The organism is Streptomyces sp. NBC_01237 (assembly GCF_035917275.1).
Classification (GTDB): domain Bacteria; phylum Actinomycetota; class Actinomycetes; order Streptomycetales; family Streptomycetaceae; genus Streptomyces.
The window spans coordinates 4646393-4659973 of sequence record NZ_CP108508.1 but is presented as its reverse complement, the minus strand read 5'-3'; the positions used below and the strand labels follow the sequence as shown (position 1 = coordinate 4659973).

Here is a 13581-nt window from a genome sequence, read left to right as displayed (position 1 = left end):
CCGAATTGACGGACCGTCAGCCACACTGGCGCGATGCGACGTCAGACATCCGGCTCGACCGGCCGCCGGGGCACCGCGATCGCCGCCTCGGCGGCCGTGCTGTGTCTGGGCGGCGCCCTGGCCTCCTGCGCGGGCGGCTCGGGCGGCGGCGACGGCTACGCGGCCGTGGGAGCCGCCGCCGCGGGCCCCGAGAGGACGCCCACGGGCGCGGCGGCCCCCTCGGGCAAGGTGACGCTGGTCCCGCTGGACAGGGGCGGCAGCGGGGCGGGAAGCGGCAGCGACGGGCGGGGTGCCGCCGGAGGCGGTGCGGGTGATGCCGGCCGCCCTGCGGACATGAGCGATACGGAGAGCGCGGGCGCCTCCCCCGCACCCGGAACACCCGGCCCCGAGCCGTCCTCCGGGAACGGGGCAGGGAGCGGAACCGGGAGCGGCCGTGGAACCGGCACCCCTACGTCCCCATCGGGCCCCTCGAAGCCCAGTGACCCCAGTACTCCCGGCACCCCGGGCACCACCACTCCGCCCGCCCCGGCCGCCCTGCGGCTCGGGGATCCCGAGCGGGCCGCCGGCGAGAAGCGCTGGTGCGAGGAGGTGAGCATGGAGTTCCGCAATACCGGTGGCTCACCGGTGCGCTCGGGCACCGTCACCTTCGCCACGCACATCATCGGTGCGCTGGGAGTCGACTGGGCGACGATCGAGTCGACGCAGCCGCTGCCCGCGCCGATCGGCGCGGGAGCGGTGCGGAAGAAGACGTACACCGTCTGTGTGGACGCCTGGCGGGTCCCCCTGGGGATGCGTATCGAGACCCAGGACGTCACCGCCGTATGGAAGTGACCCCCGCGGACGCGGGGGCGGCGGAACGTCAGCTGAGCGCGAGCCAGGCGACCGCTCCGAGGACGACAACGACCGCGACGACCGCCGCGATCACCCCGGTCCTCGGCCCGGACGAGGTCGCCGCCGGCTGCTGCCGGCGCTGCGGCTCGCCCTCGTCGACAAAGGCGCGGAACATCTGCGTGCTGCCCGCCGGGTCGTGATTGCCCTCGGGGCCCTGCTGAGGGGCGTGGGGGTTGTGTGCCATGGGGCAGGACCCTAGCGAACTCGGGCGTACGGCCCAACCCCCGGGGCCCACAGGGAGCGTGGTCCCGCGCGGGCCGCACCGGTGGAGGCGAGGGCCGGACGCCATGGAAAGCAGTGCCGGGCGCCGTGGAAAGTGGTGCCGGACACGACGGAATGCCGTGCCGGGCGTGAGGGAGGGCTGTGCCGGACGTGACGGGGAGCCGTGCCGGACGTGACGCATGACACCCCTGTTGCGAGGGCCCACCGCACACGCTGCACGCTTGACCGGGACCCTACGGAGGCTTTTGCCTTCCTTTACTTCTGCAAGCCCCTTTTCGTTTGCCTGCGGCAACCAACGAATCTATGGTTGCCCTAAGCAACAAGATGTCGGCGAGTCTGTCTGGGGGTCCCGTGGCCGAGCGGAGTCAGTACGAAGAACTGGCCCGACAGCTCAGCGCCATCGGGGCCGTCAAGCGCGGACTCGCCCGCGCCCTCCCCTCCGAGTGTCCCGGTGGCTCCGCCGCCGTGCTGGCGCTCCTGGCTCAGCACGGTGAGATGCGCATCAGCAGACTCGCCGAGCTGCTGGCCGTGGACATGTCGGTGACCAGCCGTCATGTCGCCCATGTGGCAGAGCACGGCTGGATCGAACGGTCTTCGGATCCAGCGGACAAGCGGTCCCGCATCCTGCGGCTGACCCCCGCCGGCAACGACCAGCTCGGCGAGCTGACACGGCGGACCACCGAGATGTTCGCCCACAACCTTCAGGACTGGTCCGACGACGAGGTCGGGCAGCTCAACTCGCTGTTGTCCCGGCTGCGCGACAGCTTCGCCTGTCGCGGCTCCGGCGGATGTGCCCCCGGGACACACACCGGCGACTGCCGTACCCGGCACTCCGACGACGCCTACACCCGTACACCTGTGTAACAGAAGCAAAGACAAGGAACTCCATGGCTACGACCACACCAACCGGTGTGCGGGGCGGCCACGCCAAGCACGGTGGCGCCGACGCCGCCGACGGCACGCCGATGACACACCGGCAGATCATGGAAGCGCTGACCGGGCTGCTGCTCGGCATGTTCGTCGCGATTCTGTCGTCGACGGTCGTTTCCAACGCCCTGCCGGAAATCATCTCCGACCTCGGCGGCGGCCAGAGCGCGTACACCTGGGTCGTCACGGCCTCGCTGCTGGCCATGACCGCCACCACCCCCCTGTGGGGCAAGCTCTCCGACCTGTTCAGCAAGAAGCTGCTGGTCCAGATATCGCTGGTCATCTACGTCGCGGGCTCGGTCGTCGCCGGTCTGTCGACCAGCAGCGGCATGCTCATCGCCTGCCGTGTCGTCCAGGGCATCGGCGTCGGCGGTCTCTCCGCCCTCGCCCAGATCGTGATGGCCGCGATGATCGCCCCGCGTGAGCGCGGCCGCTACAGCGGCTACCTCGGCGCGGTCTTCGCCGTCGCCACCGTCGGCGGTCCGCTCCTCGGCGGTGTCATCACCGACACCAGCTGGATGGGCTGGCGCTGGTGCTTCTACGTGGGTGTGCCGTTCGCGGTGATCGCGCTGGTCGTGCTCCAGAAGACCCTGAAGCTCCCGGTCGTCAAGCGCGAGGTCAAGGTCGACTGGTCGGGCGCGTTCTTCATCAGCGCCGCCGTCTCGCTGCTGCTGCTCTGGGTGACCTTCGCGGGTGACAAGTACAACTGGATCTCCTGGCAGACCTACACGATGCTCGGCGGCACCGTCGTGCTCGTCGGTCTCTTCCTGCTCATCGAGTCCAAGGCCAGCGAACCGATCATCCCGCTGCGCCTCTTCCGCAACCGGACCATCACGCTGGCCTCGGTGGCCTCGCTGTTCGTCGGTATCGCGATGTTCGCGGGCACCGTCTTCTTCAGCCAGTACTTCCAGCTGGCGCGCGGCAAGTCGCCGACGATGTCCGGCGTCATGACGATCCCGATGATCACGGGTCTGTTCCTCTCCTCGACCGTCTCGGGCCAGGTCATCACCAAGACCGGCCGCTGGAAGGCCTGGCTGGTCAGCGGTGGCTTCCTGGTCACCGCCGGTCTCGGGATGCTCGGCACCATCCGGTACGACACCGCGTACTGGCACATCGCGATCTACATGTTCGTGATGGGTCTCGGCATCGGCATGATGATGCAGAACCTGGTCCTCGCCACGCAGAACCAGGTCGCCCCCAGCGACCTCGGCTCGGCCAGCTCCGTCGTCACCTTCTTCCGTTCGCTCGGCGGCGCGATCGGCGTCTCGGCGCTCGGCGCCGTCATGGCGAACCGCGTCACCCACTACGTCAAGGACGGCCTCGCGGACCTCGGTCCCGAGGGCGCGGCCATGGGCCACGGCGGCACCGGCGGCGGGGGCATCCCCGACCTGGACAAGCTCCCCGGCCCGTTCCGTACGGTCGTCGAGGCCGCCTACGGTCACGGCGTCGGCGATGTCTTCCTCTACGCCGCTCCGGCCGCGCTCGTCGCCTTCATCGTGACGATCTTCATCAAGGAGGTCGCGCTGAAGACGAACGCCGCCAACGACGACCCGGCCAAGGCCGCGGCGGTCCCCGCCCAGGTCCCCTCGCAGGCTCCTGTCGAGGCCGCGGTGCCCGCCGCGGTCGCGGTCGGCGCTGCCGCACCGGTCGCCGAGGGCGCCGCCGGGATCACCTCGGTCGACACACTCGAAACCCCCGCGGTCACCGTGCAGGGCACTCCGGTGCACGGTGTGGTGCGCGGCGCCGAGGGCGCACCCGTCGCCCGCGCCGCCGTCACGCTGATCTCGCTGGGCGGCCGCCAGCTGGGACGCTCCGTCGCCCGGTCCGACGGCGGCTACACCCTGGACGCGCCGGGCTCAGGCTCGTACGTCCTGATCGCGTCCGCCGACGGTTTCCAGCCGCAGGCGACCACCGTGATCGTCGGCGAGGAGGCACTGGCCTTCGACATCCTGCTGGCCGGTACGAGCGGCCTGGCCGGAACCGTCAGGGCCGCCGAGGCCGGTACGCCGGTCGAGGGCGCCATGGTCATCGTGACCGACGTACGCGGCGACGTCCTGGCCACCGGCAAGTCCGGTGAGACGGGCGAGTTCGCCTTCGGCGAGCTGATCCCCGGTGCGGTGACCGTCGCGGTCAACGCCGCGGGCTTCCGCCCGCTCGCCCTGCCGGTGGAGATCGGCGGCCAGGGTGTCACCCGGGTCGACGCCGCCCTCCGGGCCGGTGCGCTGGTCCAGGGCCTCGTACGGGCCGGTGCCGCGCGGGCCCCGCTGCCCGACGCACGGGTCACGCTGATCGACGCGGCGGGCAACGTGGTCGCCAACACGACGACCGGCCAGGACGGGGCGTACGCCTTCACCGACCTGGACGCGGGCGAGTACTCGGTCATCGCGACCGGCTACCCGCCGGTGGCCGGCTCCCTGACCGTGGCCGGTCACGGCGTCGACGGTCACGACATCGAGCTCGCCCACCCCGGCGAGTAGGACGAGAGCGCGGGATGCCGGTGTCGCCGGTATCCCGCGCAGCACTGGTGTCCCACGTGACACCGGTGTCCCGGGTAGCTCACCGGTACCCGGGTGACAAGACCCCTGGCGGTACGGCACTCCCAGCGGAGAGGCTGTCCCCGCCGGCGGAAATGGGCCCCAGGGCGGGGACGGCAGGCAGGGGACGGCCTGCCGCCCCCGCCCCGGGGCCCGACTCATTGACCCACCGGGTCAAGATGCAAGGAGAGAAAACGGGATGGCACTTCGCGCACAGGTACGGACGCGGGACGGCTGGGCGGTCCAGCACGCGGTCGTGACGGTCACCGACATGACCGGCACCCAGGTGCTGCGGGCCGACGCCGACGAGAACGGGGCCGTCCGTGCCGACGGCTCCCTGCCGGCCGGCGCGTACACGGTGATCGTCACGGCGGTCGGGTACGCCCCCGCCGCCTCCACCGCGCTCGTCACGGCCAGTGGCCTGATCTCGGCCGGGCAGATCGTGCTGGCCCGGCAGGGCGGCGTGGAGCTTCCGCCGCCCGGCGCCTGGTCCCTGGACCCGGCGCACTCCTCGGTGGCCGCGGTCGCCCAGCACCTGGGCATCTCCAGCGTGCACGGCCGGTTCACCGAGTTCGGCGGCCGCATCGAGATCGCCGAGGACATCGCCAGGTCCCGCGTCGACGCGGTCATCGGCGCCGCCAGCATCGACACCGGCAACGGCATGCGGGACAAGCACCTGCGTTCGCCCGACTTCCTGGACGTGGAGCGGTTCCCCGAGATCACGTACCGCTCCAGTGGGCTGACCCCGGCCGGACCCGACCGCTGGACGGTGCACGGTGAGCTGTCGATGCACGGCGTCGCCCGCCCGGTCGACCTGGACCTCAGCTACCTGGGCACCGGCCCCGACCCGTGGGGCGGCATCCGCGCGGCCTTCCACGCCACGGCCGAGCTGCGGCGCGACGACTTCGCCATGAACTACAACCAGGTGATCCAGGCGGGCATCTCGGCGATCGGCACGACCCTGCGCGTGGAACTGGACATCCAGGCCGTGCAGGGCGACGCGCTGCCTTCGTAGGCGGTTCGCCGGTGCCGGGGGGCGACGCGCCGGTGCCGTGGGGCGGGTCTCCTCTGTCGTAGGGCGCCGCGCTGGTGCCGCGGGGTGGTCCGCCGGTGCCGTAAGGCGTTCGCCGGTTTCGTGGGGCGGTTCGCTGCCTTCGTAGGGCCCTGGTGCCGCCGTAGGGTTGGCCGTATGGCATCCAACATCGCGACCAACACCGCCGTGGAGCTCGACGAGTTGCTGGCTTTCGTACGGCCCCGGCACCGGGCGGTCCTGCTCACCACCCGGTCCGACGGCCGCCCCCAGGGCTCCCCGCTGACCTGCGGCGTCGACGACGCGGGCCGGATCGTCATGTCGACCTACCCCGAACGGGCCAAGACCCGTAACGCGAAGCGGGACGAGCGGGTCAGCGTGATCGTCCTGTCGGACGACTGGAACGGGCCGTGGGTGCAGATCGACGGCTCGGCCGAGGTGATCGACTCACCGGATTCGGTCGAGCCGCTCGTGGAGTACTTCCGGAACATCTCCGGGGAGCACCCGGACTGGGACGAGTACCGGGCCGCGATGGTGAAGCAGGGGAAGTCGATCATCCGGATCACTCCGGAGCGCTGGAGCCCGATCGCCACCGGCGGCTTCCCGGCCCGCCTGGCCCCCGAGAGCTGACCGGCCCGTGCCTCTCTCTGCCGGCGGTATACCGGGGCCGGACCTGCTCGCGCGGGCCCGGCTCCTTGTCGACCCGGACCTCGACGCCTCCCTGGTCCGCGCGTTGGAGCGGATCACCGGCCGTCACGCCGAGCCGATGGGCAGCGCCCCGCCGGACGGCGTCCCCTGCGTGTGCGTGGGAGCCACGCTCCCGGACGCCTGGCGCGCCACCGGCCGTCCGGTGTGGTTCCACAGCGTCAACGCCGGGACGGACGCGCTGCTCGCCTCCGGTGCCTGGCCCGCCGGAGCGCTGCTGACCCGGACCGTCGGCCGGATGGGCGAGCGGATCGCCCAGTACGTCCTGGCCTGGGTGCTCGCCGAGTGCCAGTCCGTGCCCGAGTTCGCCGCCCAGCACGCGCGGGCCGAGTGGCGTCGCATCCCGTCCGAGCTGGTCGCCGGGCAGACGGCCCTCGTCTACGGAACCGGCCGCATCGGGGCGGCCGTCGCCGGTCTGCTGCGCGGGTGCGGGATCAGGACGGTGGGCGTGGCCCGTACCGCGCGTGCCGTGCCGCCGCCGGGTTTCGACCGGGTGATCGGGACCGGCGAGGACATCGGAGCGCTCACCACCGCGCGGTGGGTGGTCTCCGCCCTGCCGTTGACCGGTGCGACGGAGGGGTTCTTCGGTGCGGACCGGTTCGCGGCCGTCCGGGAGGCCACGTTCATCAATGTGGGCCGGGGCGCGACGGTGGACCCGGGGGCGCTGGAGACCGCGCTGCGGGACGGCTCGGTGCGGCGGGCGGTGCTCGATGTGCTGCCCGAGGAGCCGGCCGCGCCCGGGGACCCGTGCTGGCAGCTGCCCCGTACGGTGATCACCTCGCACTCCGCGGGGATCACCGCCCCCGATGACGTGGCGGCGGACTTCGCCGCGTGCTGGAGCGATCTGCACGCGGGCCGCGTACCCGGCCTCGCCGTGGACGTGGGCCGGGGGTACTGAGGGCCGCCTGCGACCCGGGCGTTACGGGGGGCGGGGCCCCCAAAAGACCTGCCCCGCCCCGCCCGTCACGGAGCCGTGGCATCCTCACGGGCGCACATCGCCTCGATGCCCGCGACCAGCAGATCCAGCGCGAAGACGTAGTCCCGCTCGCGCATCTCCTCGACCGTCTCGCCGCCGCGGGCGTCCATCAGGTCCTGCGAGGAGTCGACGATCTCCTTGAGCTCGGGCCGGCTCCGGACCGCGGCCACCGCCCGGCGGAAGTACTCGTCCTGGCTGAGCCCCACCCCCTTGCTCCGCTCCAGCAGGTGGCCCTCGATGGTGCCGAATCCGTAGACGAACTGGAAGACGGCGGCCAGCGCGCCCGTCTGGTGCTTCAGGGGGAGTCCGGTGGCCCGGATGACGTCCTGGACGGCGTACGAGAACAGCATGGAGTGCGGGCCGATGTTGAGGAAGTGACCGGCCAGCGGCGACACCCAGACATGGCGGACGAGCAGCTCGCGGTAGCTGCGGGCGAGCTCGCGCAGCCGGTCGCGCCAGTCGGCGGACTCGTGCGGGGGCCCGATCTCGGCGTAGACCGAATCCATGGCCAGCTCCAGCAGGTCGTCCTTGGCGTCGACGTACCAGTAGAGGGACATCGCGGTGACGTCCAGCTCGGCGGCGAGCCTGCGCATGGAGAACTTGGCGAGGCCCTCGGCGTCCAGCAGCCGGACCGTCGCCGCGGTGATCTTGTCCCGGTCCAGGCCCTCCGGCGAGTCGGTCCTGCGGGCGCGTGCGGAGACCCGTTGATCCAGCCACACACTGGTCCTCGCGGGGTTCTTCGCACGGTCTGCCGCAGACACCATGGGCGCACTCTCCTCGTCTTGCCGGCGGAAACGAGCCGGTGGCGGACGCACGTACGGGAAGGTGAACATCCGGTACGTGCGTCCTGTCCGATGCTATGCCGCCGACCCGGTCGAGTCTGCCGGAGCGGAGCCCGCCCGGTCAGTGCCGGTACCGGAAGCGGAACCGGAATCCGTGCCCGTGCCCGCGGCTTCGGCGCGTTCCGCCCGTCGCAGCAGCACCGCGGCGATCAGACCGCCGGTCAGGACCGCGACGGCGCCGACCAGCTGGCTGGTCTCCAGACCGGAGGCGAACGCGTCCTTGATGCCCTGCGCCTCCGACTCGCTGTCCGCGGCGGCGAGTGCGGCGGGCAGCGAGGCGGCCCCGACCGCGGCGGGCACGAGGGCGGCGAACCGGGAGTTGAGCACGGCGCCGAGCACCGCGACCCCGAGCCCGTTGCCGAACTCTCCGAGGGTGCCGTTGATCCCGGCGCCCACGCCCGCCTTCTCCGGCGGGATGGCGCTCATGATGGCGTTGGCCATCGCGGGCATGGCGAACGAGATGCCCGCCCCCATCACGACCAGGCCGAGCAGCATGCCCGCGTAGTCGTGGCTGCCGAGCAGGGCGATCGCCGCGAGACCGGCTGCCAGGCAGGTCATCCCGCTGGCGATGGTGAGCGGCGTCCCCAGCCGGGGAACGAGGCGCGCGCCCACGCCGGTGAGGTTGAGGGCGACCACGGTGAGGGCGAGCGGAGCCGTACGCAGACCGGCTTCCAGCGGCCCGTAACCGAGCACGAACTGCAGGTGCTGGGTGAGCAGGAAGAGCGATCCGCTCATCCCGAAGGCGACCAGGATCGCGCCCCCGATCGCGCCGACGAACTTCTGGTTCCGGAAGAAGTGCATGTCCAGCATCGGGTTCGGGATGCGCAGCTCCCACAGGACGAACCCGCCGAGGACGGCGATCCCGACGAACGCGGTCAGCAGCACCCGGCCGGAGGTCCAGCCGTGTTCCGGCCCGGAGATGATCGCGTACACGACCGCGGTCATCCCGATGGTGGAGAGCAGCGCGCCGAGCAGGTCGGGGCGGTCGCCCTGAGGGTTCTTGGACTCCGGTACGAGACGGACCACGGCGACCAGGCCGATCACCGCGATCGGAATGTTCACCAGGAAGATCGCGCCCCACCAGTAGTGGTCGAGCATGAACCCGCCGAGGAGCGGGCCGACGGCGAAGCCGAGGGAGTTGACGGTCGCCCAGAGGCCGATCGCCTTCACGCGCTCGCTGTCGTCGAAGATCTGGACGATGACGGCGAGCGTGGTGGTGATCAGCAGCGCCCCGCCTATGCCCATCCCGGCACGGGCCGCGATGAGCTGGCCGGAGGACTGCGAGAGCCCGGCCGCCAGCGAACCGACGCCGAACAGGGCGAGCCCGGCGACCAGCATCTTCTTGCGCCCGTAGCGGTCGGCCGAGCTGCCCGCGGTGAGCAGCAGCCCCGACTGGACGAGCGAGTAGGCGTTGATCATCCACTGCACATCGGCGGTGGAGGCGTCCAGCTCCGTGGTCAGGGAGGGGATCGCGACGTTCAGGACGGTGTTGTCGAGCAGCACGGTGAGCTGGGCGAGGCAGATGACGCCGAGAATCAGCCAGCGCTGCGGGTGGCCCCGGGGGGCGAGGTCTTTTTGCTCGGCGACGGTTGCCGTCATGCGGGCTCCTTGCGCTCCAGCGCTACTTGTACGGTGTACGGGACGTAGTGCTGTACACCGTATGGGACGCCCTGTACGCCGTACAAGTCGATTTCGCGCGAGCGGGCCTGGGCGGGGGGTGCGCGGGCGGGGCGGGCTGCACGGTCGGAGCGGGGGGGGCGGTTCGGCGTCGGTAGGGGCGGCGTGGTTCCGGGCGGCGGAAGGCGCCCGACCCGGGCCGGATGTTCCGGCCCGGGTCGGGGTGGGGTGAGGGGTGCCTGGTGTACGGGTCAGGTGGTGGGCCGGGTCAGGTCGTAGAAGGTGGAGCTGCCGACGGTGACCTCCGTGAAGTTCTCCGTCACCCACGAGGAGATCTGCGAGGACGTACCGGCGCTGCCGCCCATACCGCCGCCGCCCATGCTTCCTCCGCCGCCGCCCGAGATGAAGTAGTGGATCCGGCCGTCGGCCACGTACTTCTTGAACTGGGCGAGCGTCGGGGACGGGTCGCTGCCGTTGAAGCCGCCGATCGCCATCACCGGGTCACCGGTGGCGAGCTGGTAGCTCGCGGCGTTCTGCGAGCCGATGGCCGCGGCGGCCCAGGTGTAGTCTCCGGCGTTCTTCTCCAGGAGCTTCCTGGCCTCCGCGCCGACGGACGAGCCGTTGAGCAGTCCGCCCATGCCGCCCCCGCCCATGCCGCCGCCCATGCCACCGCCCATACGGCCTTCGCCGGTGGTGCCGGGAGCGGTGCCAGGAGCGGTGCCGGGCATTCCGCCCTGTCCCTGCCCCTGGCCTTGCCCCTGCCCCTGGCCCTGGCCCTGGCCCGGCTGACCGCCGGTCGGCGGCCGGCCCGTACCGCCGCCCTGCTGGTTGCCCTGCTGGGTCCCCTGCCCCGGAGGCCGCATCCCGCCACGCATTCCGCCGCCGTCACCACCACCGCCGGGACCGCCCCGGCCGCCGCCACCCGGGCCGCCCATGCCGCCGGCCCCCGAGGGGCCCGCCGTCACGATCGACCCCTGGTGTCCGGTGTCCAACGTGCTGATCGTGTACGCCGTCGGCCCCGCCAGCGAGGCGACGAAGCCCAGAGTCACCACGGCGAGTGCGAGCCGCCGCCCCGTCCGGCCGGCGAGCAGCAGGCCGACTGACGCCACCAGACCGCCGATCAGGACGGCCCAGCGCAGCCACGGCAGGTAGTCCGGGGTGCGCCCCAGCAGGACGTACGACCAGATCACCGTGACGGCGACGGTCACGGCGAGCACGCCGCCCGCCCACCACCTGGCCCGTTCCTCCCACAGGACCGTGGCGCCCATGCCGACGAGCGCCGCGACGTAGGGCGCGAGGGCCACCGTGTAGTACTGGTGGAAGATCCCTGCCATGAAGCTGAAGACGACCGCGGTCATCAGCAGCGAACCGCCCCAGGCGAGGAAGGCCGCACGCGCCGTGTCCGTCCGCTTCGCCTTCCAGGTCAGCCAGACACCCGCGGCGAGCAGGATCAGGGCGGCGGGCAGCAGCCACGAGATCTGGCTGCCGATCTCGGAGTTGAACATCCGGCCGACCCCGGTCTCACCCCAGCCACCGCCACCGCCACCGCCACCGCCACCGCCACCGCCGACGCTGCCGGTCTCCTCGCCGTTGATCCGGCCGAGTCCGTTGTAGCCGAAGGTGAGTTCCAGGAACGAGTTGTTCTGGGAGCCGCCGATGTACGGCCGTGAGGAGGCGGGCATCAGCTCGACGATCGCCACCCACCAGCCGCCCGCGACGACCATCGTGAGCGCGGACAGGGCGAGTTGGCCGAGCCTCCCGCGTACGGGACCGGGTGCGAACACCCCGTACAGCACGGCCAGCGGCGGCAGGATCAGGAACGCCTGCAAGGTCTTCGTCAGGAACGCGAACCCGACCGCGGCCCCCGCCCAGACCAGCCACTTCGTGCGCCCGTTCTCCATCGCCCGCAGGACGCAGCAGACGGTGACGGTCATCAGGAGCGCCAGCAGCGCGTCCGGGTTGTTGAAGCGGAACATCAGCGCCGCGACCGGCGTCAGCGCGAGGACCGCCATGGCGATCAGCCCGGCGGCAGCGCTGAAGCGACGGCGCACGGCGGCGTACAGCACGGCGGCCGTGGCGACGCCCATCAGCACCTGCGGGACGAGGATCGCCCAGGAGCTGAGCCCGAAGAGCCGCACGGACAGGGCCATCGGCCAGAGGGTCGCCGGGGGCTTGTCGACGGTGATGGCGTTGGCGGCGTCCAGCGAGCCGTAGAAGAACGCCTTCCAGCTCTGACTGCCGGCCTGCACGGCGGCGGAGTAGAAGGAGTTGGCGTAACCGGAGGCGCTGAGATTCCACAGGTAGGTCAGCGCGACGACGAGCAGCAGTCCGAGGAAGGCGGGCCGTACCCAGCGGGGGTCGTCCGGCCTGCCCCGCAGGGCGCGCCGCGCGAACGTCTCCCTGGTGCGCCCGGGCGCGGCGGGGTCGCCCGGGGGCGGGGCGGGGGCATGGTCGGGGTACAGGGTGGTCATCGGACGTTCCCCAGTTCGTGTTCGGTACGCCGGTCCGGGAAGACCCAGGCGCGGAAGAGCAGGAAGCGCAGCACCGTCGCCGCGAGGTTGGCCGCGATCAGGACGGCGAGTTCCGTGCCGTGCGAGGGCGAGCCGGATGCCGCCCCCAGCGCGGCGAGCGAGCCGCTGGTCAGGGCGAGACCGATGGCGAAGACGACGAGCCCCTGCGCCTGGTGGCGTACGGCGCCGCCCCGGCCGCGTACGCCGAAGGTGAGCCGCCGGTTGGCCGCCGTATTGGCGACGGCCGACACCAGCAGCGCGCCCCCGTTGGCGAACTGCGGCCCGAAGCCCGTCCGGAACAGCGAGTACAGGGCCAGATAGAAGAGGGTGGAGAGGGCCCCCACGACACAGAACCCGACCAGTTGGCGGGCCAGCCCGCCCGGCACCCCGGGCAGGGCGCGGTCGCGCGGGTCGTCGCCGAAGGGCCGGGCCAGCCGGTCCAGCGGCAGTGCGCCGACGGCCAGGGCCCGCCCCACCCGCCACACGCCTTTCAGGTCCTCGGTCGCCGTCCGCACGATGTGGACGGTCGAGTCGGGGTCGTCGACCCAGTCGACCGGCACCTCGTGGATGCGCAGCCCGGCCCGTTCGGCGAGCACCAGCATCTCGGTGTCGAAGAACCACCCGGTGTCCTCGACCATCGGCAGCAGCCGCTGGGCGACCTCGCGCCGTATCGCCTTGAATCCGCACTGGGCGTCGCTGAACCGTGCGGCCAGCGACGAACGCAGTATGAGGTTGTAGGCCCGCGAGATGAACTCACGCTTCGACCCGCGCACCACCCGCGAACTGCGCGCCAGCCGCGACCCGATGGCCAGGTCGGAATGGCCGGAGATCAGGGGGGCGACCAGCGGGAGCAGTGCGTTGAGGTCGGTCGAGAGGTCGACGTCCATGTAGGCGAGGACCGGGGCGTCGGAGTGCGACCACACGGTACGCAGCGCCCGGCCGCGCCCCTTCTCCTCCAGCCGGTACGAGCGCACTTCCGGGATGGCCGCCGCGAGCGCGGCCGCCACCCGGGGCGTGCGGTCGGTGCTCGCGTTGTCCGCGACGGTGATGCGGAAGGGGTACGGGAACGTGCGGGCCAGATGGTCGTGCAGCCGCAGTACGCACGGTTCGAGGTCCTTCTCCTCGTTGTGGACGGGAACCACGATGTCGAGCACGGGGGCACCGGCCGCATCGGCCTCGCCTGCCAGGAGATGTTCCCTGGCCGGCAGGCTGTCGCCACTGCCACTGCCACTGCCACTGCCACTGCCACTGCCACTGCTGACGCTGCTGTCGTCGCTGCCGCTGTGGCCGCTGCCGCTGCTCCGGAGGCTGTCGGTTCGCATGTCAT

General features: G+C 71.9%; 11 protein-coding genes. 6 read left to right on the top strand and 5 right to left on the bottom strand.

Going from position 1 to position 13581, the window contains the following annotated elements; all coding sequences use genetic code 11:
• The first annotated feature begins 33 nt into the window (after positions 1-33).
• Positions 34-831 (top strand): hypothetical protein, encoded by a 798-nt coding sequence (locus OG251_RS20550; protein ID WP_326678564.1) that lies wholly within the window; start codon positions 34-36, stop codon positions 829-831.
• Between the two features lie 28 nt (positions 832-859).
• On the opposite strand, the gene OG251_RS20545 is transcribed toward OG251_RS20550, so the two are convergent.
• On the bottom strand, positions 860-1075 hold the full coding sequence (locus OG251_RS20545; RefSeq protein WP_073727556.1) for a hypothetical protein: 216 nt from the start codon (positions 1073-1075) through the stop codon (positions 860-862).
• Between the two features lie 389 nt (positions 1076-1464).
• Here OG251_RS20545 and OG251_RS20540 point away from each other — a divergent pair, with 389 nt between their 5' ends.
• From OG251_RS20540 to OG251_RS20520, 5 genes are all read left to right on the top strand, one after another.
• Positions 1465-1977 (top strand): MarR family winged helix-turn-helix transcriptional regulator, encoded by a 513-nt coding sequence (locus tag OG251_RS20540; protein ID WP_326678563.1) that lies wholly within the window; start codon positions 1465-1467, stop codon positions 1975-1977.
• A gap of 23 nt (positions 1978-2000) precedes the next feature.
• On the top strand, positions 2001-4517 hold the full coding sequence (locus OG251_RS20535) for an MFS transporter (protein WP_326678562.1): 2517 nt from the start codon (positions 2001-2003) through the stop codon (positions 4515-4517).
• Positions 4518-4773: 256 nt separating this feature from the next.
• On the top strand, positions 4774-5589 hold the full coding sequence (locus tag OG251_RS20530; RefSeq protein WP_326678561.1) for a YceI family protein: 816 nt from the start codon (positions 4774-4776) through the stop codon (positions 5587-5589).
• 174 nt (positions 5590-5763) lie between these two features.
• Positions 5764-6234, top strand: coding sequence for a PPOX class F420-dependent oxidoreductase (locus OG251_RS20525; protein ID WP_326678560.1), 471 nt, complete (start codon positions 5764-5766; stop codon positions 6232-6234).
• Positions 6235-6241: 7 nt separating this feature from the next.
• Positions 6242-7207, top strand: coding sequence for an NAD(P)-dependent oxidoreductase (locus OG251_RS20520; RefSeq protein ID WP_326678559.1), 966 nt, complete (start codon positions 6242-6244; stop codon positions 7205-7207).
• 65 nt (positions 7208-7272) lie between these two features.
• Here the strand turns inward: OG251_RS20520 and OG251_RS20515 are convergent, their stop codons facing one another.
• The 4 genes from OG251_RS20515 to OG251_RS20500 form a co-directional block, all read right to left on the bottom strand.
• On the bottom strand, positions 7273-8049 hold the full coding sequence (locus tag OG251_RS20515; protein ID WP_326678558.1) for a TetR/AcrR family transcriptional regulator: 777 nt from the start codon (positions 8047-8049) through the stop codon (positions 7273-7275).
• 93 nt (positions 8050-8142) lie between these two features.
• Complete coding sequence (locus OG251_RS20510) at positions 8143-9726, bottom strand: DHA2 family efflux MFS transporter permease subunit (protein ID WP_326678557.1); 1584 nt, start codon at positions 9724-9726, stop codon at positions 8143-8145.
• 269 nt (positions 9727-9995) lie between these two features.
• The gene (locus OG251_RS20505) at positions 9996-12215 is read right to left on the bottom strand and encodes an ArnT family glycosyltransferase (protein ID WP_326678556.1); all 2220 of its coding nucleotides are present in this window, start codon (positions 12213-12215) and stop codon (positions 9996-9998) included.
• Entirely contained in the window at positions 12212-13576 is a 1365-nt protein-coding gene (locus tag OG251_RS20500) for a bifunctional glycosyltransferase family 2/GtrA family protein (protein WP_326678555.1), read from the bottom strand. Before OG251_RS20500 ends, OG251_RS20505 begins: the two co-directional genes overlap by 4 nt.
• Between the last annotated feature and the right edge of the window lie 5 nt (positions 13577-13581).